This is a genomic window from Nonomuraea sp. NPDC048901 (genome assembly GCF_040649695.1).
GTDB lineage: Bacteria > Actinomycetota > Actinomycetes > Streptosporangiales > Streptosporangiaceae > Nonomuraea.
In genome coordinates this window covers 1-24,704 of sequence record NZ_JBEZFW010000011.1, presented here as the reverse complement: position 1 = coordinate 24,704, position 24,704 = coordinate 1, and the positions used below count along the sequence as shown (strand labels likewise).

The following is a 24,704-nucleotide window of genomic DNA, read 5'->3' as shown; positions in this document are numbered from 1 at the left end:
GGGCCGGCGAGACGTGCCCGTCACGGCTCCCGATAGTCGGCGGCGACCCCGATCAGCGAGATGAGGCCGGAGGCGAACTCCATCGCCTCCGCGTGCCCCTCGCTGAACGGCGGCTGGAACCCCACTCCCTCCCATCTCTGTGTCGTGGGGTTCCACAGGTCGCTGCCGACCTCGAAGTCCCATCCGAAGACGCCGTGGTCGTACCAGAGCTCGTCCGCGGAGTTGCCCGCCGCCGAATAGAGCACGTCGGTCACCGGCCCGGTCTGCTGGGGCCAGGTGACCGTGCCGCGTTCGGCGGCGATGGCCTGCTCGATGGTGCGGGCCGAACGCAGGAAGTACGCCTCCTGCCGGGGTGTGGGCCGGGTCAGGGTGACGCGGCCGTCGAGTTTGTAGGCGCCCGGCGGCCACATGAAATAGCCGCCGTAGCTGTGGACGTTCATCGCGAACTTGATGTTGCGATACCGCTGCGCCAGCCAGATGAGGTTGCGGCTCTCGGGCTCGGAGTGCTCGGCGGGCCCGGCGTACGTACCGCTCTGGCAGCCGGCCGAGGCGCCGAAGTATCCGTCCGACAGCGAGCCCACGGCGTAGTTGCGGTTGACGTCCACTCCCCAGGTGTTGCGGAGCGCCGGGTCGGACTGCTGGGCGGGGCAGTGGTTGGTCATGTTCTTACGCTGGGAGTTGAAGTCGTAGAAGCTGTAGTTCGCGCCGTCGGGGTTGACCGTGGGCACGATGAAGATGTCGGTGCGCTTCAGCAGCTCCCGCGTCGCCGCGTCGCGCGCGTAGTTGCGCAGCAGCCGCTCGGCCGCCTCGATGGTGACCAGCGGCCCCACCCATTCCCTGGCGTGTTCCTGCGCGTAGGCGAGCACTCCGGTGCGCGAGCCGTCCCTGTGCACGCCGACGCGCAGGGCCAGCACTCGCCACGGCGCGCGGGGGACGTCGGCCGGGGCCTTGAGGAAGTCGCTCAGCTGGGTGAGCGGGGCGGGCGCCATGACGCCGAGTCCCGCGTCGGTGCGGTAGGTCGTGGCCTTGACGGCGATGCCCGGCGTCGCGTTGATCGCCGCGACCACCTGGGCGGCGGTGCTGGTGGACGTGCCGGAGCCGTCGGTGGCCAGACTTACGGTGATCTGCTTGCCGTTCACCGTCACCTGCAACTGCCGGTCGGGGGCGCCGGGGGTGACGAGCTCGATGGCCAGGTCGTTGCCGCCCTCGGAGCCGTAGGCGTTCGAGGTGACCACGACGGCGGCGCCGGGCGGGGTGCCGATCAGGGCCTGGGCGTTGCGCCGGTAGCCGTTGGTCGGGTTCGGCAGCGTGATGATGTCGGTGAGCTTGGGGAAGCGCCGGTGCAGCGCCTTGACCCGCTCGTTGAGCTGGGTCGGCGGCATGTACTGGCTGACGAAGTCCTTCTCGTAGCCGGGACCCTGGCGGTCGGGCCGCTCCCCGTCGGGCCACTCCTGGACCCGCGCGTCCGCCCTGCCACCGGCCGCCGACGTGACTGTGACCCACTGCGGCCGGTTCTCCGCCGGCACGGGGGTGCTGAGCTGGTGGCCCAGGTACGCTCCCGCGTCGACGTACGGCACCATCGGCACCTGACCGCCCGAACCGCCCTTGCCCGTCCAGCTCACGCTGAGCGTGGCCGCCGCCCCCGCGCTGCTGGACGCCTCGACCGACAGGAAGTACCCGTCGCGGCTCTTGAACCACACCGCCCGCTCAATGACCAGCTGATCCGGCGCCGCGGTGCCCTTCGGCGTCGCCCGGGAGCTGGGCGGCGTGCCGGGCGCCAGGGTCGCGCCGAGCGCGGCGAGCGCCGTCAGCCGGCTCGGCGTGACGACCGCGTCGACCTGGACGCTGCCGTCCGCCTGTGGGCGTACCCGCTCGGTGAGGTCCGCCCCCGAGGCCCTCAGCCGCTCCATCGTGGCCTGGTCCGGCACGGAGAGCGTGACCAGCGAGGCCGGCTCCGGGTCGGACGGCCCGGCGACCGCCGGGACGGATTGCCCCGAGGTCAGGAACGTCGTGAGAAGAACGATCGCCAGAACGACTGCGGACGCCCGTAAGCCACGCATCGGCTCCTCCTGGATCACCGGTATGGAGATCAGTGAAAGCCGACATGACAAAACTGGCAAGACCCACTCGAAAGCCGCAATACGCCAGGCGACCTACCGCAGGAGTTGTACGCGGCCCCGGCCCACAAGGCGAAGGTTGACCACTTTCTCCACCCGGCGGTTGACGCGGAAATCGGCACCGCTTTGTACCTTGATGCCCGGTTTCTCACTTGGAGGAGGAAGCGATGCGAAGTTCCCCACGGTGGTTATCGCGCGCATTGACCGGACTGCTGATGATCGCCGGAGCGGTTGTGGTCCCGGCCGGCGTGGCGCGGGCGCAGACCTGCTCGACGACCCTGCCCCACCCCGACGACTACGGCATCACCTGCGTGAGCGTGGACCGGCATCTCCAGGACAACGGGTCCGAGCTGCGGGACATCACCATGACCTCCACGGCGATCTTCCAGGCGTCCGGCGGCACTCCGGCGATCGACCCGCTGGCCCGTCCGATCACCGTACGGATCTACCTGCCCAAGGACTACGACCCGGCCAGGAGCACCCGCTACCGCTCGCTCTACCTGCTCAACGGCGGCGGGGACAACTACGACGAATGGACGACGAAGACCGATCTGGTCTCCCTGGTGGACCAGGCGGGGGCCTATGACGGCATCGTGGTGATGCCGACCGGGGGGATGACCGGCTGGTACAGCGACTGGGTCGGCCGCACTGACGGATATTTCGCGCCCAAGTGGGAGACGTACCACATCTCCCAGCTCATCCCCTGGATCGACGCCAACTTCAACACCATCGCCAACCGATCCGGGCGCGGGCTGGCCGGGATCTCGATGGGCGGCTTCGGCACGCTCAAGTACGCCGCCGCGCACCCCGACGTGTTCTCCGTCATCGGCGCCTTCTCCCCGGGCATCGACCTGCGGGGCATGCCCGCCCAGCGGACGATCTCCGACTCCATGTGGGCGTCCGGCGCGGCGATCATGCCACTGACGGACTGGGGGGCGTTCAGGGTCAACAAATACGAGAACGGCGTCCTGGTGCTCGACCAGGACAAGCAGCGGCGCTACCGGCTGGAGAGCCTGTTCGGGCCGTACACGAGCACCGTCTTCAACGGCAAGACGGTCGACGACTGGCCGTCCGTCAACCCGGCCGAGCTGGTGACACAGGGCAAGTACGCGCCCTACAGCGGCCGGTTCGGCCTGTACGCGGGCGGCTGCAAGGAGTTGCCGGGCGCTCCCGGCAATCCCCAGTACGCCGACGGCAACCATCCAGCGCCGAAGACGTGCGCCTACGACAGCAAGGCCCATGATGACGCCTTGTCGGTCGACGAGACCATCCTCGGCTCGTACGCGAGCGACTTCGACAAGACGCTGACCAGTCTGGGAGTGAACCACCGCTACTGCTACGGCACCGGCGGCCACGACTGGAACTCCTGGCCTGACGACCTGGTCGACTTCCTCCAGTACGCCTACGGCACGGCCCCGGCCTACTGCCCCAACGCATGACCGAGCGGCCTCGCACGGTGCGCCGGTGCCTGAGCGGCGCTCAGCTGCCCGTTGCCTCGGCGAGGCCGCCGTGCGTGCCCCCATCGAGGAGATGTGCCCCGGCATCGTGCAAGGTGATGCCGAAGCGCGCGCTGCCGGCGGGCATCCGGTCGTTGTCCGCTTTGTCGGCGCTGGTCGCTTTGAAGCGGGTCTCGCGGGTCGGGCCATCACCGACGAGGTGGCCGCGCAGGTGGCCGGCGCGGTTGTACACGGCCCAGCGGCCCGCGGCCACCTGCGGCATCGAAGCCGGGTTGTCCTTGAGCCACTGGGCGTTGGCCGCGTGCTCGGCCCGCTCGTCGGCCTCGGTGGTCGGGGCGGACTCCATCGTGGTCAAGTCTTCGGTTGTGCGAGGACTACGCATCTTGCGTCCCGCTCTCAGGATTGTGGCTGACGTCCCCCGATACATCGGGGGAACACTCGGTGCCTGGGCCCATGCTACCGGTGTACAGGACCTGTCGCCGACCTGGGACTTCAGGGGCTCCCGTATTCCACCCCCGATCCGGCAGTTCGGCGACGCGGTCACCTTCTCCAGCGACACGGGCGGAACCACCGTCCGGTTACCGGGCTGACGCCTCGCCGGGTGTCACGGCGTCGGGTCAGCGTCCTCGGCTGAGGGGGCGGGAGGGAAGGGCATGAGGCCGGGGTCGGCGGCACGGGCGACCACCTCACGCGCGAGTTCGGTCAGGTGGCGGCTGTGGTCGCGAGCGTGTCGGCGCAGCACGGCGAAGGACTGCTCCATCGGCAGCGTGTAACGCTCGCTGAGCATACCCTTGGCCTGTTCGATTACCACCCGGCTGTCGAGCGCGTGCTGCAACTGCTCGGACAGGACCTGACCTTCCCGGATGGCGCGCTCCTGGAGCAGCCCGATGGTGGCGATGTCGGCCAGGGCCTGGGCGAGCGCGACGGTGGGGGCCGGCATTTCGCCGGGCTCGTGGCGAAACAGGTTCATCGCGCCGATCACCTGGTTGCGCAGCCGCATGGGCAGCGCGTCGACCGCGCGAAACCCGTTGACGCCGGCCTGCTCGGCGAAGCGGGGCCAGCGCCGCATGGGCTCCGCCGTAGCCAGGTCGGCGCAGTGCACGGACCGACCGGTGGCGAAACAGTCCAGACAGGGACCCTGGTCGGTCTGGAGCTGGAACAGCTCCAGCAGCCGGCTCTGCTCACTGGAGGCGCCCACCAACCGCAACTTCTCACCGGGGGCGGCGAACAGCAGCCCGGCGGCATCGACGCCGAGAAGTCGCACGCACTGCTCGGACAGGCCGTGCATGAAGTCGATGACGTCGAACCCGGTTACCAGCGTGTCGGCCAGGGTGATGAACGCCTGGGCGACCTGCAACGTCGGGCCGTGAGACGGGGGGAGGTCCACGTCCAGCAGCCTACGCCCCCGCCGCCCCGGCGCTCGGGTTGGAACTACCGGCTACGGGATCGGCGGACCGGCCGCTTGGTCGGCGATGTGCCCACCCTCGTTCTCCCAGCCGTCCGAGGCTTCCTGGCCCGCCCGCCGGGCACTGCGGGTGGCGGGCAGGCGGGCGATGGTGAGGAGGTCGACCGGCCACAATCCGCTCGTGTCCTGAGCGCCGAGCTTGAGCGCGGCCTCAGCGGGCCCGCTCGCGGTGTCCGGTGGGATGACCAGCAGAACGATCGGCTCGGCACCCGCGAGGATCAACGTGACCACCTGAGGGTCGGTGTTGTGGAACCAGCCGACCTTGATCTGGCGCCCGGGTGCCGGGATACGACGCGGGATGTGGTCCCACGCCTCCTTGCGCACGCCGACCCGCAACGTGGTCCGGTCGAGCCGCTGATCGACGGCGGCGATGAGCCCTGGCAGCTCTGCGGCCGCGTCACGGGAGTGGGGCCACCACGCCCCGTCCACCACGGATCGCCGGCTCAGAACGGGATTCAGGCTGAGCCGCACTTCGGAGCCGATGGCAGGAGCCGCGGAAGCGACAGCGCTCAGCGGCTTGAGATGAGTAAGAACTGACGCCTTCATGGTCGCCTGACCTGTCCGGCCCAACATGAGGAGGCCGACAATCGCGGATCGCCGTGGGCGACGCCGACCTGAGTGTCAACGCACGAAATGTCCTCGGTACCTGAATTCTACCTCACCGGTAAAGAGCGTCCGAACGACAGAAGGTTGATCCGATCAAGAGGGTTAGAGTAGAGCCCGCTGATGTTAATCGTTTAACATCAGCACACATGAGACCCACAGCACGACAGGTGGCCGAGCTGGCGCAGGTGTCGGTGGCGACCGTGTCCTATGTGCTCAGCGGCCGGGACCGGCCCGTCGCCGCCGAGACGAGACAGCGGGTGCTCGACGCGGCCAGGCAGCTCGGCTACACGCCCGACCAGGCGGCCAGGAGCCTGCGCAAGCGCCGGACCCAGCGGGTCTGCCTGGTTCAGGGCTCGCTCGGCGGGGTGCCCACCGACGAGCGGCTGGCCAGGGACCTCCACGAGATGGCCGACGTACACGGCTACTCCGTGATCACGCTCGCCGTCTACTCCGAGGCTCGCGCGCGGGCCGCGGCCGACGTGCTGCGGAGCGGGATCGCCGACGGCGCGCTGGTCAATCTGGCCGGCGAGCACCTCACCCACGACCTGCTGGCCGAGATCGCCGCCGGCGGTCTGCCGATGGTCGTGGTCCGCAACGAGAGCGTGCCGGACGGCTGCGACGTCGTACGGACACCGGAGACCGAGGTCAGCGCCGAGGCGATCGAGCATCTGCTGGCCGAGGGCCGCACGCGCATCGCCTTCATGGCGCACCGCCACGAGCTCTACCGCGACCACCCGACCGGCAGGCTGCTGGGCTACACGACGGCCCTCGACCGGCATGGCGTCGAGCGGCGGATCATCGTCTCCGGCGCGGACGACCGCGTGGCGGCCTACCACTCAGCCACCAAGCTCCTGCGCTCCCCCGACCGGCCCGACGCGATCTTCGCGGCGTCGGACCGGGCCGCGATCAGCGTGCTCTCCGCCGCCAGGGACATCGGGCTGAGCGTGCCGGGCGACGTCGCGGTGATCGGGGTCGGCAACATCGACGAGGGGCTCATCAGCAACCCGCAGTTGAGCACCGTCGGCCCACTCAGACACGACTACACCGACGTCGTACGCCTGCTCTTCGACCGCCTCCAGGCCGACGGGCCCCTGCCCGCCCGCGAAGTGGTCCGCCCGTGGACATTCCTGCGACGCGGCTCTTCCTGACAGCCCTTCCCAACAGCCTCTCCCAACGGCCCTTCGACAGGAGCTCTTCCTTGCGCCCGAACGTGATCGTCGTCTTCACCGACCAGCAGCGGTGGGACACCGTGGGTCCCTTCACCCCGAACCTCGACCGGATGGCCCGGCACGGCACGCAGGCCACGGTCGCGCTGACCCCGCAACCGGTGTGCGCGCCCGCCCGCGCGGCCCTGCAGACGGGCCGCTACCCGACCACGACCGGGGTCTACCGCAACGGCCGCGCCCTGCCCGCCGAGGAGCGCACCCTGGCGCACCACTTCGGCGCCGCCGGATACGCCACCGGCTACATCGGCAAGTGGCACCTGGCCGCCACCGAGCCGGTGCCCGAGGAACTACGCGGCGGCTACGGGTCGTGGCTGGCGGCCAACGCGCTGGAGCACACCTCCGACGCCTACCGCACGATCGTGTACGACGAGGCGAACGACCCCGTCTTCCTGCCCGGTTACCGCTCCGACGCGCTGGTCGACGCGGCCGTCCGGTTCGTCGCCGACCACCACGACGAGCCCTTCTTCCTCTTCCTGTCCTTCCTGGAGCCGCACCACCAGAACGAGGTGGACAACTACCCGGCCCCCGACGGCTACGAGGAGCGCTACCAGGGCCGCTGGACGCCGCCGGACCTGACCGCGCTGGGCGGCACGGCCGCCCGGCACCTGGGCGGCTACCTGGGCCAGGTCAAGCGCCTGGACGAGGGGCTGGGCCGGCTGCTCGACGCGCTGCGGAGCATGGACCTGCTCGACGACACGATCGTCGCCTACACCTCCGACCACGGCAACCACTTCAAGACCCGCAACGGCGAGTACAAACGGTCCTGCCACGACGCGTCGCTGCGGGTGCCACTGGCCGTGCGCGGGCCGGGGTTCGACGGGGGCGGCGCGATCTCCCGGCCGGTCAGCGTCATCGACCTGCCGCCCACGCTGCTGGACGCGGCCGGGCTGCCCGTGCCGGAGAACATGCAGGGCCGCTCGTTCCTGCCGCTGCTCAGCGACGCCCGCGCCCCCTGGCCGGACGAGGTGTTCTTCCAGGTGAGCGAATCGGAAGTGGGGCGCGGCATCCGTACCTCGCGGTGGAAGTACTACGCCGTCGCCGAGGACGCCGACCCGGTGGCCAGCCCCGCCTCCGCCCACTACCGCGAGCAGGCCCTGTACGACCTGGACAGCGACCCGCACGAGCTGGTCAACCTGGCGGGGCATCGGTCCCATCTGGAGGTGGCGGCCGGGCTGCGCGCGCGGCTGCTGTGGCGGATCGTGGCGGCGGGCGAGGCCGAGCCGGTCATCGAGCCGGCCGTCGAGGTCGAGGCCCGGGACCAGGCGCTGACCGACCCGGCCGTGCGGCTGCGCGGCCCGAAACCGGTCAGGTTCGGCCACCAGCCGGCGGTCTCATAGCCCCACGGTCAGCTTTCCGGCGGCCTCATGGCGCCACGGTCCGGAACCCGGCGTTGGCCATCGAGGAATCGGGCGTGTTCGAGGACCGCGCCGCGTTGCGGTAGCGGTTGCAGTAGGAGTCGTGGCACAGGAAGGAGCCGCCGCGCAGCACCCGCGTCGTGCCACGGAGCGGGCCGCGCGGGTCGGCCGACGGGGAGTAGGCGTAGTAGTCGGGGGCGTACCAGTCCGAACACCACTCCCAGACGTTGCCGACCGTCTGCCAGAGCCCGTACGCGTTGGGCTCGAACGTGCGGACCGGAGCCGTGGTCAGGTAGCCGTCGGCCAGCGTGTTCCGGGTGGGGAAGACGCCCTGCCAGATGTTCACCCGCCACTCGTCCTCGGGCAGGTCGTCGCCCCACGGGTAGCGTGCGCCCTCGAGGCCGCCACGGGAGGCGTACTCCCATTCGGCCTCGGTCGGCAGGCGCCGGCCGGCCCACGAGCAGTAGGCGAGGGCGTCGTTCCAGCTCACATGGACCACGGGGTGGTCGGCCTCCGCCGATGACAGGGCGCCGCCGGGGTGCCGCCAGTCGGCGCCGTGGACGCCGACCCACCAGGGGGTGCCGGGGACGGGGTTCATCACGTCTTCCGGGCGGGCCTGCAGCGCCAGGTGGAAGACGGCGGAGAAGCCGTACTCCTCGGCCTCCGTCCGGTAGCCGGTCGCCTCCGCGAAGGCGGCGAAGTCGGCCGTCGTCACGCAGGTCGCGTCGATCGAGAACGGCGCCAGGACCACCGGGTGGACGGGCGTCTCACCGTCGCCCCGGTTGCCGTCGCCGGTGGCGTCGCCCATCCGGAACTCGCCGCCGGGCAGGTCCACCTGCTCGATCGCGTGCGTGCCCTGTGCCGCGAACCGGGTCGGCTCCAGGGGTGTGGCCGGCGTCGCGGGTGTGCAGCAGCTGCCCGACATGTCACACCCCGCCGGGGTGCGGCTGACCGGGGAGCGACTGGCTCGGGCGCGGCCGGCCGGGGAGCAACTGGCTGGGGACCGGTTGGCTGGGGTGCGGCTCGTCGCCGAGTGCCGCCTGCGCCTGCCACATGCGGGCCTTCATCTCCTCGCGGACCGCGAGATAGTCCGGCTCGAAGTAGACGTTGCGCAGCTCCGCGGGGTCGGCCTCCAGGTCGTACAGCTCCCATTCCCCGCTGTAGGTGAACGCGCCCGTACCGGGCAGTCCCATGCCGTCGTTGTAGAAGTAGATGATCTTGTAGCGGGACGTCCGGTAACCGTAGTGCGCCGGCGCCTTGTGGAAGACGTCGTCGTGCTCCCAGTAGCGGTAGTACATCCCCTCGGCGGGAGCCGGGCCGGGCTCGCCGGTCAGGTCCGCCAGGAAGCTGCGCCCCTGCATACGGGGATGGTGCGCCACCCCGGCCACGTCCAACACGGTCTGCGCGAAATCCACGTTCGTCACGATACCGGGGTGTACCTGACCAGCCGGTACACGCCTCGGGTAGCTCAGGACCAGCGGCATCCGCAGCGACTCCTCGTACATGAAGCGCTTGTCGAACCAGCCGTGATCCCCCAGGAAGAAGCCCTGGTCGGAGCAGTACATCAGGAGCGTGTCCGCGAAGTCGCCACGGGCCCGGAGCCAGTCGACGACCCGGCCCACGTTGTCGTCGACCGAGGCGACGACGGCCAGGTAGTCCTCCATGTAGCGCTGATATTTCCACAGCGCCAGCTCCTCGTAGGACAGCCCCTCGGGCGGATCCTGCTTGAGGTCCTCGGCGTTCAGGTGCTCGGCGATCCGCATCGCCGCCCGCCGCGCCGAGGACGAGCGCGTCGCGTGGTCATCGGTGAACGTCGCCGGCACCGGGATGGGCTCGGCGTACATCCCGGCGTGCTTCTCGTCGGGCTCCCACGGGCGGTGCGGCGCCTTGTGGTAGATCAGCAGGCACCACGGGTCGTCGCCGTCGAGCCCGTCGGCCCACGACAGCGCCAGGTCGGTGATGAGGTCGGTGGCGTAGCCGGGGACGGTCCGCAGGCCCTCCTTCGAGAGGAATCGCGGATCGAAGTACTCCCCCTGCTCGATCAGCACGTCCCAGTAGTCGAACCCCTGCGGATCATGACCGGGGCCGTCCCCCATGTGCCATTTGCCGACGATGGCGGTCCGGTACCCGGCGTCCCGCAGCAGGCTCACGAACGTCGGCTGGGCGGCGTCGATGGGCGTGACGAGCGTCGAGACGCCGTTGACGTGCGAGTACGTGCCGGTCAGGATGCTGGCCCGGCTCGGCGAGCAGAGCGCGTTGGTCGCGAAGCAGTTGTCGAACCGGGCCCCGGACGCCGCGATCTCGTCGATGCGCGGCGTCCGGTTGACTACCGACCCGTACGCGCCGACGGCGTGCGAGGCGTGGTCGTCGGTGAGGATCATGACGATGTTGGGCCGTCTCACCGGTAGGTCGCCTCGTCCAGCCCGCTCATCGTCGGGTCGTAGGAGACGTCGCCGACGTCGTACATCGACGTCATCCAGTGGTAGAAGTTGTCACCCCGATCCCGCACCACCTGGTACAGCCGCCGCATCAGCCGGCCGCGCACCGCCTCCATCTCGGGGTGCGCGTAGACATTGAGCAGTTCGTCCGGGTCGGTGAACAGGTCGTACAGCTCGTTCGTCGAGTCCGGGTTGACGACCAGCTTGTAGCGGTCGGTCCGGATCATCCGCTGCGGATACGGGAAGTGGTGCCCGTGGAACTCGCAGACGATGTCCTGCTCCCACGCCACCTCGTCGGCGGACGCGAGCGGCACGAGGCTGCGCGAGTCGACGGCGGGAGCGGGGTCGATCCCGGCCAGTTCGAGGATGGTCGCCGTGCAGTCCAGCAGGCTGACGAACTCCGACCGGACGACTCCGGGCTCCTGCCCCGGAACGCGGAGCAGGCCGGGCGTGCGGTAGATGTCCTCGTACATCGCCGGGCCCTTGTCATGCAGCCGGTGCGCGCCGGTGAACTCGCCGTGATCGCAGGTGAAGAACACGGCCGTGTCGTCGACCAGCCCGAGGCGCCGCATGGCGTCCATGACCCGGCCGATCTGGGCGTCGATGAGCGCGACGTACCCCCAGTAGACGGCGATGAGCTTGCGCGTCACCTCCAGCGGCATGGTGTCGAACGTCCAGTGCGCGCTGTAGTTGGCCTGCACCGCGGGCTTGCCGGCGAAGGTCTCGGCGATCGACTTGGGCAGCTCGACCAACTCGGGGTCGAACATGTCGAAGTACTCGTCCGGCACGATGTACGGCAGGTGCGGCCCGAAGAAGTTGAGCTGCAGGAAGAAGGGCCGCTCGTCGGCCGCGTACCGCTCCAGCATCTCGATCGTCCGCGTCGCCAGGTAGTGCTCGAACGTCGCCTCCACCGGCTGACGCAGCCGCGCGGCGAGCAGGTTGCCCGGCCCGCCGTTGGGCAGCGTCCCGCGAATGTGGTCGTGGATCTCGTACGGCGGCAGCCCGTTGGCCGCCAGGTAGTCCAGATAGTCGGGGTGGTCCACGGGGTTGTGCCACCCCGGCAGGTCCGGCCCGTCGAAGCCGAAGTCGGCCGCCCGCCGGTGGTGCCCGACGTGCCACTTGCCGATGAGCCCGCAGTTGTACCCGGCCTCGCGCAGCGCCTCGGAGAAGGAGTACTGCCCGTCGGGCAGGTCCTCCATGTAGCCGACGTTGCGCTCGTGGTTGGCCAGCAGCTTGTGCCGGAACGGCGCCTGCCCGGTGAGCAGGCTCGCCCGCGCGGGCGTGCAGATCGCGGTGGGGGTGTACCAGCGGTCGAACCGGGTTCCGGTCCTGGCCAGCTCGTCGAGGACGGGGGTGGCGGCCAGGCGGTTGCCGTACGCGCCGAGGGTGTCGACGCGGTGCTGGTCGGTCATCAGGAACAGGATGTTCACTTGGCGGCGCCCGTGAACAGGTCGGCCGTGTAGTAGGTCTTGGGGGCGACGGCTCCGGTGAGCTTGCCCGCGCCGACGAAGTAGTCGTTCATGCCGGTCAGCCACTTGTCGATGGTGCCGTCCTTGGTGTAGCCGTCCAGTTCGGACAGCGACAGCACCTTGGAGTTGGCCGCGTCGGCCTTCACCTGCTCGGCCGGCTGGTTGAGCATCTTGGCGGTCGCGGCGATGGTCTCGTCGAGGTGCTCGCTGCGGTACTGGATCGCGTCGCGGAGCACGGCGATGACCTTCTGGGTCTTGCCCTGGTCCTTGGCGACGACGTCGTTGCCGGCCACGAACGCGGTCGGGAAGGACACCGTGTCGGCGAAGTCCTCGTTCTTGGCCAGCTCGACCAGGTCCGGAACGGCCTTCTTGATCGTGGCGATGGCCGGATACCAGAAGCCGGCCGCGTCGATCTGCTTGGAGGTGAACGCCGAGACGATCGTCGCCGCGTCCATCGGGACGATCTTGACGTCGGTCTTCGCCAGCCCGGCCTTCTTCAGGGCGAGCGTGAGGATCATGTCGCCGGAGGTGCCCTCGGGCACACCGATCGTCTTGCCCTTCAGGTCGGCCATCGAGCCCGTACCGGCCTGCGCGATGACGCGGTCGGCGTTGCCGAGCGTGTTCATCGCGACGACCTTGGCCTTGCCGGTGGCCGGCAGCCACATGGCGCCCGGCCCGATGTAGCCGAAGTCGAGGTCGCCGGTGCCCAGCGCCTGGATCTGCAGCGGGCCGTTGGTGAAGACGCTGGTCTTCGCGTCGATACCGTGCTTCTTCCACAGGCCCTGCTGGTCGGCGACGGCGAGCAGGCTGGCGCCGTTGAAGTCGCCGATGTAGCCGAAGTTGACCTGGGTGCCGGCGTCGCCCGACGAGCAGGCGGCCGTGCCGAGCGCCAGCATGACGGCGGCAGCGGCGATGGATGTCTTTCTCATTGCGCGGGCTCCTTGACTTGCCGCTGGTGGTACACCGAATGCCAGACGCGGTTGCGCAGGTTCCCGAACTCGGGACTCAGGCGCATGTCCTCGTCGCGCGGATAGGGGAGGTCGACGTCGATGACATCGGCGATGCGGCCGGGCCGCGCGGCCATCACGACCACCCGGTTGGCGAGGAACACCGCCTCGTCCACGTCATGGGTGATGAACATGACCGTCCGCCGCTCCTGGCTCCACGTCTCCAGGAGCTGCTCCTGCAGCCGCACCCGGGTCAGCGCGTCCAGCGCGCCGAAGGGCTCGTCCATGAGCAGGATCGACGGGTTGACCGCGTACGCGCGGGCGATGGCGCAGCGCTGCTTCATGCCGCCGGACAGCGTCTTGGGCAGCGCGTCCGCGAACCGCTCCAAGCCGACCAGGCCGATGAAGTGCTCGGCCCGCCGGCGCCGCTCGTCCTTGGGCACCTTGGCGGTACGCAGGCCGAACTCGACGTTCTCGCGGACGGTCAGCCACGGGAACAGCGCGTACTGCTGGAAGATCACCCCGCGCTCGGGGCCAGGACCCGAGACCGGCTTGCCGTCGACGAGTGCGGTGCCGCCGGTGGGCTGCTCCAGCCCGGCGAGGATGTTGAGCAGCGTGCTCTTGCCGCAGCCGGAGGGCCCGACGACGGTCACGAACTCGTTGTCGGCGATGTCGAGCGAGACACCGCCGAGGGCGACGAAGTCCTCCTTGCCGACGGGGTAGACCTTCTCGATGTCACGTACGGAGATCTTGGGCGTGGTCGTGGGCATGGTCATCGGCTCTCCTGCCAGGCCGTCAGCTTGTTGCCGGCCAGCATGAGCAGCCGGTCCATGATCAGGCCGAGGATCCCGATCGTGATGATGCCGACGAAGATCGTCGGCAGGTCGTAGTAGAGCTGCGCGTTCTGCATCCGGTGCCCGAGCCCCGCCTGCGCGGCCAGCAGCTCGGCGGCCACCAGCGTGCCCCAGGCCGAGCCGAGCCCGACCCGCATCCCGACGAGGATGAACGGCGTCGAAGCCGGCACCACGACCCGCGCGAAGATCGTCCCGTCCCCCGCGCCGAGGACCCGCGCGGCGTTGACGAGGGTCCGGTCCACGTTCACCACGCCCTGGTAGGTCGAGATGACGCAGGCCAGGAACGCCGCCAGGAAGATGACGAAGATCTTCGGGCTCTCGCCGATGCCCATCAGGACCAGCACCAGCGGCAGCATCGCCAGCGGCGGGACGGTCCTGAAGAACTGGATCCACGGCTCGAACAGGCCGCGCGCGATCGTGTACCACCCCATGAGGAAGCCGATCAGGACCGCCGCGACCGAGCCGAGCGCGAACCCGGCCAGCACCCGCCCGAGCGAGGCGCCGACGTCGGTGACGAGCGTGCCGTCCAGGAGCATCCGCCAGGCGGCCGCGACGACCTCGCCCGGGGTGGGGAACTGCAGCCCGGCCAGGGACAGCCCCCACCAGATCGCCAGCCCGGCCACCACCGAGCCGATGTTGAGCATCAGCAGGGTACGGCTCTTGCGGGGGCGGACCTTCGTGGCCGCCGCCGCTTCCGTAGTGATCACGGCCACCTTTGGCCTCCGTCCGTTGTGACGTTCGCTTCGTATCCGGCCAGCAGCGGGGACTCGTGGAACAGGGCCGCGATGGCGCCGAGCGCGCCGCCGTCGTCCGCCAGCAGGGCGGCGCGGATCACCGGCGCCGCGTCGGTCAGCCACGACAGTTCGTACGTGACCGTGGCCGCGACCTGCTGCACCAGCGTGGGCGCGATCATGACGATCTCGCCGGCCAGCACGATCTCGCTGGGGTTGAGCGTCATCGCGGCGGTGCCGAGCACCCGGCCGACCGCCGCGCCGGCCGCGCGCAGCACCTGGTCGACGACCGGGTGCGCGATCTCCACGGCGGCCCGCAGGTCGTCGAGCGTCTCCATCGGCAGGCCGAGCTCGCGGCAGCGCCCGAGGATCGCCGGGACCGACGCGACGGTCTCCACGCAGCCGCGCTTGCCGCACCGGCACTGCGCGCCGCCGGGCACGACGGTCACATGGCCGAGCTCTCCGGCGTAGCCCTTGAAGCCTCGTACGAGCTGGCCGCCCACCACGAGCCCGCCGCCGACGCCGTCGGACAGGCGCAGGTAGATGAGGTCGCGTACGGAGTCCGACTGGGCGTGCAGCGCCTCGGCCAGCCCCGCGAAGCGCACGTTGTTGTCGACGATCACGGCGGTGTGGAAGCGCTCGGCGAACAGCTCCGCCACCCCGTCGGCGCGCGAGCGGTCACCCCAGCCCGGCACGCCGATCCCGATGGCCTGGAGGGCGCCGTAGTGGACACCGGTGTCGGCGCTGATCCGCTCGATCAGCGCCAGCCCGGCCTCGACCCGCTCGGGCCACTGCGCCGACTCCTCGTAGCGCGAGGTGCCGGACGCGATGATGTCGTGCGCCGCGTCGGCCACCAGGACGTTCACCCGCCGGTGGCCGAAGTCGACGCCCATGTACTGCCCCGAACCGGGGTCCAGCGCGAGCCGCTCGGCCGGCCGGCCGCTGCCGACGCGCTCGACGGCGTCGGTGTCGACGACCTGGATCGCGCCGCGCCCGATCAGGTCACTGGTGATCTCGGAGACCGTGGTGCGCGACAGGCCGACCCGCGTCGCGATCTCGCTGCGGCTCTGCGCGCCGTGCTGGCGTAGCAGGCGCAGCACTCTCTCCTCATGGGAGCGACGGACGAGCGCGTGGGCTCCATTGGGCGTTGACACGCTGGAAACCTATGGTTTGCCCATTTTTTACGTCAACCTTCCGGCAGAAAGAATCCGGAAATCTGTCGCAGGGCCGACGAAAACGTCTGACCAGCGCTTACGGGTCGGGCTACTGGCAACGGGGAGCTGTCGGCGCCTCGATGGAGGAACCCCGCGCCCGTCCATGGTTTCTGCGGCGCTCGCCGTAGGACCCCTGCCGGCCGCAGCCCGCGACCCCACGCCTATGTCCCGCTATCTCACGACTATGTATCGCCTCTCCCGTCCACCGGACCCGTCAAGATCGGCCCTCCAGCGTGCGGCGCGGGACGTCGATCAACTTTCCCATCATGACGAGAAACGCGAGGTCCGGGGGGTCCGAGCGCCGGAAGGAAGCGCGTACCCGGATCTGGCTGCGGTTTTCCACAGCTCACCCGCCGTGGTGTCGCGACGTGAATCGTGCGTCACGGGCTGACAGCGAAATTCGGCGCCATAGCCATCCCAAGGTTCGGGCTGATCCCGGTGAACCCCGGCTGTCTTGTATCCCGTGTCAGTGATCAAGGAAAGAAGTCTTGTCATCCACAGAGCACGCCACCCCCGCACCGGGCCGATGTGGGGACTACAAGATCACTATCCGCAACTCCGTCCATAGGTGAGGGACGTATGAACAGACTTGTCTCGGCAATGCTGCGATATGCCAGGGGTTCGACCTTCGCGACCACCGGTGTGGCCGCCCCGGCACAGATCGGCTTTCCTGGCTCTTCCCGGCTGGCGGCCGGTTTCGCGCTCATTCCCGTCGTGACCATGCTCCTTACCGCGCAAGCCAGGGCGTGCACCCCGGACGAGCCGGTGGGGCTCGGCAGCGCCGCGAACTTCGCGGTTCTGGGTGCCAGCACCGTCACCAACACCGGCGAGACCGTCATCACCGGCGACCTCGGGCTGAGCCCGGGCACGTCGGTCACCGGTTTCCCGCCCGGCACCGTGGTCGGCGGTGCCATCCACGTGGCCGACACCGCCGCCGCCCACGCCCAGGTCGACCTGACCGCCGCCTACAACGACGCCGCCTCTCGTACTCCCGCCACCACCATCGGGACAGAGCTCGGCGGGACCACCGTGAAACCAGGGGTCTACAACTCCGCCGCGGGCACCTTCGGGATCACCGGAAACCTGACCCTCGACGCGCAGGGAGACCCGGACGCGGTCTTCATCTTCCAGGCGGCCTCCACCCTTATCACCGCCTCCTCCAGCGCGGTGATCCTCACCGGCGGCGCCAAGGCCGCCAACGTCATCTGGCAGGTCGGCAGCTCGGCCACGCTGGGTACCGGCTCCAGCCTGGCCGGGAACGTCCTCGCGCTGACCTCGATCACCGTGACCACCGGCGTGAACGTGAACGGTCGCGTCCTGGCCCGCAACGGCGCCGTCACCCTGGACACCAACGCCATCAGCCGGTCCACCGGCGCACTGTCCATCAACGTGCCCGGCAGCGCGGACCCGGGTTCCGCAGCAGCCGGCGCCGCCAACGTGTCGGGCCCGCTCGGCGAGATCACCGTGACCGACACCCGCGGTGACCCGAACGCCGCCTGGACCGCGACCGTCGACTCCACGGACTTCACCACTGGCGGCGCCACCGCCCCCGAGACCATCGCGAAGAGATCCGTCAACTACTCCCCGGGCCCGGCCATCAACACGACCGGTAGCGCGACATTCACTCCCGGAACGGCCGGCGGCCTCGGCTCCGCGCGTATCGCCTTCTCCGCCGCCGACGGCGCGGGGAACAACTCCGCCACCTGGAACCCGACGATCACCGTGGCCTTGCCGGCCGATGTCGTCGCCGGGACCTACACCGGCGCCATCACCCACTCGGCCGCCTAGTGCCTTCGTCACAGCTTGATGGGGTGGGCGGCGAGCCGTGCGCCCAGGTGGGCATGCGTGCCGAGTAGCCACGCCGCGCTGACGGACACTTCCGGTGAGGGTGGTCGAGTCCGCCGCCGATGAGGAGCATGCGTAGATGATCGGACCGCCTCGTGCTCGGCGGTGTCGAGGTCATCGACAGTGAGGTCGAGGTGGATCTGCTGTGAGCGATCATTGGACTGCCAGGTCGGTGGCTGGTCGTCCTCGACACGGACTGCACCGAGGTGGAGCGTCCCGACCTTGACCGCGCAGAATCCCGGTGTCTCGACCGTTATCTCGCCGCTGAGCATGTGTGCCCAGAAGCGGGCCAGGGAGATCGGGTCAGGGCATTCGAGGTTGATGACGGCGATGCCGGCGAGGGGCAAAGGCAGTCCAGACGAGACCGAAAGTGAGGCAGGGGTCAACGGGCATGAGGCGGGATCAGCCGTGGCGGGCGGTTGGGCCGGTGTTTCAGATCACCGGGATGAGCGGGTCGTCGAAGAGACTCCGGTCCCCGTCGACGCCGTGGGCTAGCGCGCCGGCCACGTCTTCGTGGGGGGCACCGAACCTGATCGCGCTGACCTCATCCAACAGCTGGTAGTGGTGTGGGTCGAGCTCGACATCCAGCGCGTCGAGGTATCCTGCCAAGTGGGCCGGGGTGCGAGGCCCAACGATGGGGATCATCGAGGTCTGGGCCCGCGCAGCGCGCTGACGCAGCCAGGCCAGTGCGACATGGACTGGGCCGGTACCAATCTCAGCGGCCACGGCAAGGACCGCGTCGAGCACAGCGGTGCGCTGCTCACCGCCCTCGCCGACAGTACCGTCGACCGCGGCCCGTGCGCTGAGTCGCCCCTGCTCGCCGTAGCGGTATTTCCCGGTCAGCAGACCGCCTGCCAGCGGGGAATAGAGAACGACGCCCAGCCCATGTGCTTGGGCCATCGGGATGAGTTCCCGCTCCCAGAGCGCTCAGCCAGGCTGTACTCGGTCTGGATGCCGACCAGCGACCTGTCTCCGTTCAGCTCCGACCTGACAGCGGCGCCGGCGACCCGCCAGGCCGGGAAGTTCGGCAGGCCACCGTAGCGGATCTTGCCCGCTCGAATCAGGTCCTCGAAGCCGCCCAGGATCTCCGAGATCGGGATAACGCCGTCGGGGAAGTGCGGCATGAAGACGTCAACGTAGTCGGTCTTCAACCGTCGCAGGGTCTCCTCCAGGGACCGGATCATGGTCTTGCGGCTGTTGCCTGTGGTGCCGGGGCGGACCTGGACGCTCCTGCTCCCGCTGTATTTGGCGATCACAACGTAGTCGTCGCGCTCGCGACCCAACAGGTCGCCCAGAACGGTCTCTGCCTCACCGTCTTGGTAGATGTTCGAGACGTCGAAGGTGGTCCCGCCGGCCGACACGAACGACTCGAAGATCGCCCTGGCCCCCTCCAGGCCCGCTCCCAAGCCAGGCGGTCGGCCCCCACAATGCGATGGCGCAGCGGTCGGCTCGCGCACATCACCCACTCCATCGCAAGGAGGAAGGTTCAGCCGGTGACCCGGGCCAGGAACTGGCCCTTGGCGTGCTCGTCGGTCTCCCGGGTGCCGTAGCCGGTGGCCCACAGGCCGCCGCCCGGCACAGCGCCGAGCTGCTTGATCCGGTAGTCGTCGAGCAGCGGCGGCTTCGGCGCCTGCTGCCAGGCGGTGCCGTTCCAGCGCAGCAGCACACCGACGCTGCGCGCGGTGGCGTCGTCCTGCCCGCTGCCTCCGGCCCACACCTCGGTGCCGTTCCAGGCCAGCGAGGTGATGGAGGATCCGTACCAGCCGGTGATCGCCGGGGTCGGCGTCACCGTCCACGCGCTACCGTTCCAACGCATGGCGAACGCCTCGCGCTTCTTGACCGAAATGCCGTTGGCCTCGTAGGTGGTCCGCTGACCGGCCGCCCACACCTCGCCGGACCGCGCGGCCACCGCGTCCAGAGCGGTCTCGACCAGCGCTTCCTTCGGCGGATCCGGCAGCCGGGACCAGGTGTGGCCGTCCCAGTGCAGCACCAGGGTGTGCGCATCGGTGCTCGGCCCGTAGCGGTTGGTGGTGCCGACCGCCCAGACGTCGTCCGGTGCCAGAGCATGCACCGCACTCAGGTCGGTGTTGCCCGCGAGCGGCGGGAGGCTCATCTTCTGCCAGGCGGTGCCGCTCCAGCGGATCACACCCGCCGTGGAAACCTCACTGCTTGACTGGTAGGACCTGCCGACCGCGAAGGCGGTGCCGCCCACCGCGGCGACATCATCAAGGTAGAAAGGGTTGTTCTGTTCGGTCGGGTACGGAGTGAGGGTCCAGGCCGTACCGTTCCAGTGGTAGGCGATGGTCGAACCGGTGGCCCACACGTCGTTCGCCGCGGCGGCCGACACCGAGGTCAGCGCGCCCCGGCAGTTGATATCCGGCCGGTCGTCCACCCAGTTCTGACCGTTCCAGCGGAACAGATCGGGGCAGACCGCACCCGCCGGCGGGTTCGGCCAGCCCTCCATCCGCACCTGCCCCACAGCCCAAGCTTGGGTGCCGCTCAGCGCGGCGACATCGTTGAGTTCCTTGAGTTGCTTCTCGGATTCGACGTACCCGTAGGGAAAGGACAGCTGGTCCCAGACCGGCGCGAGTGTCGCGCCCGCCGGGGCCGCGGTCGCCAGGCTCGCGGTCGTCAGGCTCGCGGTGAGCGCGACCGCACCGAGAATTCTGCTGGATGTCAGGGATAATATTTTTCGCTTGGTCACGAACGATTTCGTACCATCGCCGGTCAGCGGCGCCCATGGCCTAGGGAATGCATAGGGGATCCTGGAGAAACCATAGGGGCCCTAGGGGTGCTCCACTGGCGCGTCCATTATCGATAGGCAGCGGAACTTCATGTCCGTCCACAGGTCACCGGGCATTTCATGCCTGATACCTACTCCCTTTGGTGTAGCTCATACAGCGAACGGTGCAAGGTCAAATGACGATCAACGGACGACGCACTCCCGCTGCGGTCCGCCCTACCGTTTCTCGTCGAGATAGCCGGATGAGAACTGGAGGAATCGCCATGAGCAAGAAAGTGATCACTGCGATCGCCGGGCTGAGCTTGACGGCCGGTTTGCTGGGATTGGTCGGCGTGCCGGCTGGTGCCCAGGCTGGCACGGCCAGTCAGGCCACCGCTGCGATGGCCGCGCCGAAGCCGCCGAAGGGCGCCAGGGCGGTGCTTCAGGTCAGCCCCAATCCGACCACCAAGCGAGGCCAGGAGGTGACGATCACCGGCAACTGCGGCGGCGGCAAAGAGCTCAAGGCGGTGCTCGCCGGGATCAACAGAGAGCGCCCGCTGCTGCAGAACATCCGCATCATTGACGACAACCCGCAGGGATTCGTGGTGAAGGCGACCCTCGCCCCCACCATCGGTAATGGCGTCGGTCCCGTTTTCGTCGACTGTGGCGACGAGGCAGGCGTGACCCTCCTGGTCACCCACGTCTGATCCGGCTGGTAAACAGATCAAGAGCTTCCGCGGCCCTTGAGTCCGCCGTCCGCGCGACTCCGGAAGCCGAACATGCCGACGGCGTCACCTAGGCGGTCACCTGGGCGACGCCGTCCTGGTTCGCCCCGGCCCGGCGTTACACCCCTCGCCCCTCGAGAAAGGGCCTTCGCATGGCCGAACCGCCCCCACTACGCGAACCCGCTCCTGTCCGGCACCTCGCCCGGATCACCGACATTGCGCTCGCTACCCTCACGCTGGTCTTCTTCATCGCCGTAGCCCTCGCCGCCGGGGTGCACACCCCCCGGCAGGGCACGTACCCCCTCGCTCTGCTTCTTGGAGCGCTCCTGCTGGTCAGACACCGCTGGCCGATGACCGTGCTGCTGCTGTCGATCGGCGGGATCTTCGCCTATCACCTCACCGGACATTGGTCTCCCGCCGGTTGGATCTGGCCGGCCGCGGTCGCCTACTTCACCGTCGCCACCACGCCACGCGTGCGCTGGGTCGCCGCCATCGGCCTGGCCCAGCTGGTCTACTCTGCGGTCGACTTCCGCTGGGCGCTGGACACGAACCCGACCCGCTACGTCTTACACGTCGCGGGGGAAGGCCTGCTCCTGGCGATCCTCATCGCTGCGGGCCTCGCCTACGCTGCCGCGATGCGCTGGCGCGAGCGGCTGCGCGAAACCGACAGCCGTGCTCGTGCCGCCGAGGAACGGCTGCGCGTCTCGCACGAGGTACACGACATCATCGCGCACACGCTGGCCGTCGTCGGCGTTCAGCTCAATGTCGCCGCCGACACTCTCCAGGAGGATCCGACCGCGGCCGCCGCCGCGCTACGCCTGGCGAAGGACGTCAGGAACCGGGCGATGACCGACCTCCGCTCCCTCGTCGCGGTCCTGCGCGACAACCCCGCTGACACCGCGCCGCAGGCGGATCTGGCCTCCTTGGACACTCTCATCGCCGACGCCCGCGCCGCCGGGCTCGAGGTGACCCTCGACGAGCACGGCGACCGCGCGGCCATCCCTGCCGTTCTCGCCATCGCCCTTTACCGCGTCGTCCAGGAGTCCCTGGCCAACGCGCTCAAGCACGCGGGAGCGAGCAAGGCCGAGGTGACGATCGGCTACCAGCCCCGCTCGATCACCGTCGAGATCACCGACGACGGCCGCAGCGCCCCAGGCGGCGCCGAGGCCACCGAAGGCCATGGCCTGGCCGGTATGCGCGAGCGAGTGAGCGCACTCGGGGGCGCGCTCACCGCAGGACCGATCGCCGGCGGCGGCTTCGCCGTGCGGGCCGACATCCCTGTGGCAGGCTCGACGGCATGACGATCAAGGTGCTCCTCGCCGACGACCAGGCACTCGTACGGGCCGGCTTCCGCAGCCTGCTGGCCCGCTCCCGGGACATCACGGTCGTCGGCGAAGCCCAGGACGGCGACGAAGCCGTACGGCTGGCCGCGAGCACCCGCCCCGACGTGATCCTCATGGACATCCGCATGCCCGGCACCGATGGGATCACCGCCACGCGCCGCATCATCACCGGCTCGACCACTCTGAGCTGTCGCGTCATCATCCTCACGACGTTCGACACCGACGAACACGTCTTCGCCGCCCTGCGCGCCGGCGCCAGCGGCTTCCTCACCAAAGAGGTCGAACCCGCCGAACTGCGCCGGGCGGTCGCCGCCGTCGCCGACGGAGACGCGCTCCTGTCTCCGGGCGTGACCCGCCGCGTCATCGAGCAGTTCGCCCACCGGCAGGACCTCACGCCCAGCGCGGGGCAGCGATTGGCCGCCCTTACCGTCCGGGAACTGGAGACGGTCAAGCTCGTGGCGCTCGGCCTTTCCAACAACGAGATCGCCGAGCGGCTCGTCATCAGTCCACTCACCGCCAAGACCCACATCACCAGGGCCATCGCCAAGCTGAACGTACGCGACAGAGTCCAGCTGGTCATCCTGGCCTACGAGAGCGGCCTGATACGGCCCGGCGCGTGACACCGGGCGATGCCGACGCTGCCGACAAGAGCGCCAGAAAATGCGGCCCACAGACTGTTTGGCTCCGAAACGATTCGGCAGGAGCGCCGCCCTTGAACCCCAGAACCAGGCTCTACATTCAGTCGTGATCTACCGCCACAGACCGGTCAGCTCTATCGCGTGTTCAGGGCTGTCGGCGTAATGGACACCCTCCCTGGAAGGTTTGTTGGTCAGTCAACTGGTGGTAGGTCAATCCCGAGGACTGGCAGGCAGTCGCCGACGGCGACGAGTTCGATGTCGTCGCGCCGCCGCTTGATCCACTGCTCCCGGGTCAGCCGCCACCGCTTGATCTCTGCCGGCTCGCCGCGCCGGGTGTCCCAGTCGACGCCGTTCGGCACGTAACCCAGTGCCTGCGAAACGCGGTTCGAGGCGTGGTTGTCGACGAAGGCATCGCTGCCCGCCTCACTGGCCCCGAGCCCGTCGAAAGCCAGCTGCAGCACCGCCTGCCGCATCTCCTTGCCCAGGCCGCCGCCCCGAACGTCCGGGCTGAGCCAGGAGAATGTGGTGACCGTACCGAACGCGGCGAAGTCGCGGCCGATCAGATCCTGCATGCCCACCGGTTCGCCGTCGACGACTACGACGAAGTACAGACGCCACAAGCTCTCGCTGACCTGGCCCCGGCCCCGCCACACCGCCCGCAGCCAGCCCCACTCGCGCTCCGGGCTGTCCGCATAGAGGGACATCGGATCGTCGAAGGGCCACGGGGGCTTGACGGCCACGCCCTTGCGCACCGTCGGGACCAGGCGTTCTAGGAGCTCATCTGTCGCCCCGAGCAAGGACAGCCGAGGTGTGTGCACCTGCACGTTCAGCGGGGGATACGCGGACAGAGGCGAGCCAGTCGTCGGCATGGGCGCAACCGTACGGGCCGACCGGCACGGCGCGCATCACATATTCGGCCTGGCCCTGAGCACGTCGTTCGCCTCGTGCACTGTTACAGGCCATCGACAGTCGAGACCCCCACGCCGGCCCCCACCCGCCTGGTCTACCAGCGGCAGACTTAGGGCCAGGTCTTGGCCTCGGACTCGAACACCGCGCGGTCGCTCTCCACGGGAAGCACGCACATGAGATGACCGCCGGGGACGCGCAGGGTGCGGCACTCCTGCCACCGCGCCACCTCACTCGCGCCCAGGGCGATCAGTCGCCGGGTCTCCGCCTCGACGTCGTCGGTCTCGATGTCCACATGGAAACGGGGAGCGTCGTCGACCGCCTGCACGGCCACGAGCGGGCCAGGCTCGGGCAAGGCGCCGTGCAGCGAGATGAACTGCTCCTCGGAAGGCAGCGGGCGAGCCGTGGCCCCCAGCGCCGCGGCCCAGAAGGCGGCCGCTGCCTCAGCCTCCGGCGTGGGGGTGTCTATCAGGAGGGCGTAGACACGACTGCGATGCATGGTGATCATGCTAAGACCGACCGGCAAATGGATCACTTCAGGCGTCGGGTGGTGGGGCGGTGGTCCCAGCGATAGCGGGTCGTCGAGCGTCGGATGAGCATGCGGAGCGTGACGAAGGCGGCGGCGAGGTATAGGTAGAAGTCCACG

General features: G+C 69.3%; 24 protein-coding genes and 1 pseudogene. 7 read left to right on the top strand and 18 right to left on the bottom strand.

Features of this window, described 5'->3' with window-relative positions; translation table 11 throughout:
• Positions 1–20: 20 nt before the first annotated feature.
• Positions 21–2,060, bottom strand: coding sequence for a M14 family zinc carboxypeptidase (locus AB0C30_RS33980; protein WP_357952218.1), 2,040 nt, complete (start codon positions 2,058–2,060; stop codon positions 21–23).
• A gap of 224 nt (positions 2,061–2,284) precedes the next feature.
• Here AB0C30_RS33980 and AB0C30_RS33975 point away from each other — a divergent pair, with 224 nt between their 5' ends.
• On the top strand, positions 2,285–3,556 hold the full coding sequence (locus tag AB0C30_RS33975; protein ID WP_357952217.1) for an alpha/beta hydrolase-fold protein: 1,272 nt from the start codon (positions 2,285–2,287) through the stop codon (positions 3,554–3,556).
• A gap of 40 nt (positions 3,557–3,596) precedes the next feature.
• On the opposite strand, the gene AB0C30_RS33970 is transcribed toward AB0C30_RS33975, so the two are convergent.
• The 3 genes from AB0C30_RS33970 to AB0C30_RS33960 form a co-directional block, all read right to left on the bottom strand.
• Complete coding sequence (locus tag AB0C30_RS33970; protein WP_357952216.1) at positions 3,597–3,929, bottom strand: hypothetical protein; 333 nt, start codon at positions 3,927–3,929, stop codon at positions 3,597–3,599.
• 249 nt (positions 3,930–4,178) lie between these two features.
• A complete protein-coding gene (locus tag AB0C30_RS33965) occupies positions 4,179–4,961 on the bottom strand; it encodes a GAF and ANTAR domain-containing protein (RefSeq protein WP_357952215.1) in 783 nt (260 codons plus the stop codon).
• A gap of 51 nt (positions 4,962–5,012) precedes the next feature.
• Complete coding sequence (locus tag AB0C30_RS33960) at positions 5,013–5,510, bottom strand: DUF5994 family protein (RefSeq protein WP_357952214.1); 498 nt, start codon at positions 5,508–5,510, stop codon at positions 5,013–5,015.
• 281 nt (positions 5,511–5,791) lie between these two features.
• On the opposite strand from AB0C30_RS33960, the gene AB0C30_RS33955 reads away from it, so the two are divergent.
• Both AB0C30_RS33955 and AB0C30_RS33950 read left to right on the top strand, forming a co-directional pair.
• Positions 5,792–6,793: a LacI family DNA-binding transcriptional regulator gene (locus tag AB0C30_RS33955; protein WP_357952213.1), complete on the top strand. Its 1,002-nt coding sequence runs from the start codon at positions 5,792–5,794 to the stop codon at positions 6,791–6,793.
• Positions 6,794–6,843: 50 nt separating this feature from the next.
• Complete coding sequence (locus tag AB0C30_RS33950; protein WP_357952212.1) at positions 6,844–8,208, top strand: sulfatase-like hydrolase/transferase; 1,365 nt, start codon at positions 6,844–6,846, stop codon at positions 8,206–8,208.
• 25 nt (positions 8,209–8,233) lie between these two features.
• On the opposite strand, the gene AB0C30_RS33945 is transcribed toward AB0C30_RS33950, so the two are convergent.
• The 7 genes from AB0C30_RS33945 to AB0C30_RS33915 are packed head-to-tail and all read right to left on the bottom strand — an operon-like array spanning position 8,234 to position 15,819.
• A complete protein-coding gene (locus AB0C30_RS33945) occupies positions 8,234–9,151 on the bottom strand; it encodes a formylglycine-generating enzyme family protein (protein ID WP_357952211.1) in 918 nt (305 codons plus the stop codon).
• A 1-nt stretch (position 9,152) separates the two neighbouring features.
• Positions 9,153–10,628, bottom strand: coding sequence for a sulfatase (locus AB0C30_RS33940; protein ID WP_357952210.1), 1,476 nt, complete (start codon positions 10,626–10,628; stop codon positions 9,153–9,155).
• Positions 10,625–12,094: a sulfatase-like hydrolase/transferase gene (locus tag AB0C30_RS33935; RefSeq protein WP_357952209.1), complete on the bottom strand. Its 1,470-nt coding sequence runs from the start codon at positions 12,092–12,094 to the stop codon at positions 10,625–10,627. The genes AB0C30_RS33940 and AB0C30_RS33935 overlap by 4 nt, the downstream gene beginning before the upstream one ends.
• Positions 12,091–13,062 (bottom strand): aliphatic sulfonate ABC transporter substrate-binding protein, encoded by a 972-nt coding sequence (locus tag AB0C30_RS33930; protein ID WP_357952208.1) that lies wholly within the window; start codon positions 13,060–13,062, stop codon positions 12,091–12,093. The genes AB0C30_RS33935 and AB0C30_RS33930 overlap by 4 nt, the downstream gene beginning before the upstream one ends.
• Positions 13,059–13,856 carry an ABC transporter ATP-binding protein gene (locus AB0C30_RS33925; RefSeq protein ID WP_357952207.1) on the bottom strand — a complete coding sequence of 266 codons (798 nt, stop codon included), beginning with the start codon at positions 13,854–13,856 and terminating at the stop codon, positions 13,059–13,061. Before AB0C30_RS33925 ends, AB0C30_RS33930 begins: the two co-directional genes overlap by 4 nt.
• The gene (locus AB0C30_RS33920; protein ID WP_357952206.1) at positions 13,853–14,641 is read right to left on the bottom strand and encodes an ABC transporter permease; all 789 of its coding nucleotides are present in this window, start codon (positions 14,639–14,641) and stop codon (positions 13,853–13,855) included. The genes AB0C30_RS33925 and AB0C30_RS33920 overlap by 4 nt, the downstream gene beginning before the upstream one ends.
• A complete protein-coding gene (locus tag AB0C30_RS33915; protein WP_357952205.1) occupies positions 14,638–15,819 on the bottom strand; it encodes an ROK family transcriptional regulator in 1,182 nt (393 codons plus the stop codon). The genes AB0C30_RS33920 and AB0C30_RS33915 overlap by 4 nt, the downstream gene beginning before the upstream one ends.
• Before the next feature lie 639 nt (positions 15,820–16,458).
• Here AB0C30_RS33915 and AB0C30_RS33910 point away from each other — a divergent pair.
• On the top strand, positions 16,459–17,667 hold the full coding sequence (locus AB0C30_RS33910; RefSeq protein ID WP_357952204.1) for an ice-binding family protein: 1,209 nt from the start codon (positions 16,459–16,461) through the stop codon (positions 17,665–17,667).
• Between the two features lie 8 nt (positions 17,668–17,675).
• Here the strand turns inward: AB0C30_RS33910 and AB0C30_RS33905 are convergent, their stop codons facing one another.
• From AB0C30_RS33905 to AB0C30_RS33890, 4 genes are all read right to left on the bottom strand, one after another.
• Entirely contained in the window at positions 17,676–18,071 is a 396-nt protein-coding gene (locus tag AB0C30_RS33905; protein WP_357952203.1) for a VOC family protein, read from the bottom strand.
• Between the two features lie 85 nt (positions 18,072–18,156).
• On the bottom strand, positions 18,157–18,624 hold the full coding sequence (locus tag AB0C30_RS33900) for an aldo/keto reductase (RefSeq protein WP_357952202.1): 468 nt from the start codon (positions 18,622–18,624) through the stop codon (positions 18,157–18,159).
• Positions 18,564–19,130, bottom strand: coding sequence for an aldo/keto reductase (locus tag AB0C30_RS33895; RefSeq protein ID WP_357952201.1), 567 nt, complete (start codon positions 19,128–19,130; stop codon positions 18,564–18,566). The genes AB0C30_RS33900 and AB0C30_RS33895 overlap by 61 nt, the downstream gene beginning before the upstream one ends.
• An 80-nt stretch (positions 19,131–19,210) precedes the next feature.
• Positions 19,211–20,428, bottom strand: a complete 1,218-nt coding sequence (locus AB0C30_RS33890) for a hypothetical protein (RefSeq protein WP_357952200.1) — start codon at positions 20,426–20,428, stop codon at positions 19,211–19,213.
• Between the two features lie 302 nt (positions 20,429–20,730).
• Between AB0C30_RS33890 and AB0C30_RS33885 the strand changes: the two genes are divergently transcribed.
• The 3 genes from AB0C30_RS33885 to AB0C30_RS33875 all read left to right on the top strand — a co-directional run bounded on the left by AB0C30_RS33885 (position 20,731) and on the right by AB0C30_RS33875 (position 23,134).
• Positions 20,731–21,153 (top strand): hypothetical protein, encoded by a 423-nt coding sequence (locus tag AB0C30_RS33885; protein ID WP_357952199.1) that lies wholly within the window; start codon positions 20,731–20,733, stop codon positions 21,151–21,153.
• 170 nt (positions 21,154–21,323) lie between these two features.
• Positions 21,324–22,472: a histidine kinase gene (locus AB0C30_RS33880; protein ID WP_357952198.1), complete on the top strand. Its 1,149-nt coding sequence runs from the start codon at positions 21,324–21,326 to the stop codon at positions 22,470–22,472.
• Positions 22,469–23,134, top strand: a complete 666-nt coding sequence (locus AB0C30_RS33875; protein WP_357952197.1) for a response regulator transcription factor — start codon at positions 22,469–22,471, stop codon at positions 23,132–23,134. Before AB0C30_RS33880 ends, AB0C30_RS33875 begins: the two co-directional genes overlap by 4 nt.
• A gap of 209 nt (positions 23,135–23,343) precedes the next feature.
• Here AB0C30_RS33875 and AB0C30_RS33870 read toward each other — a convergent pair whose 3' ends face one another.
• The 3 genes and pseudogenes from AB0C30_RS33870 to AB0C30_RS33860 all read right to left on the bottom strand — a co-directional run.
• Positions 23,344–24,021: a GNAT family protein gene (locus AB0C30_RS33870; protein WP_357952196.1), complete on the bottom strand. Its 678-nt coding sequence runs from the start codon at positions 24,019–24,021 to the stop codon at positions 23,344–23,346.
• A 149-nt stretch (positions 24,022–24,170) separates the two neighbouring features.
• Positions 24,171–24,557 (bottom strand): VOC family protein, encoded by a 387-nt coding sequence (locus AB0C30_RS33865; protein ID WP_357952195.1) that lies wholly within the window; start codon positions 24,555–24,557, stop codon positions 24,171–24,173.
• Between the two features lie 32 nt (positions 24,558–24,589).
• Positions 24,590–24,704: pseudogene (locus AB0C30_RS33860) on the bottom strand (IS5/IS1182 family transposase); the annotation flags it as partial.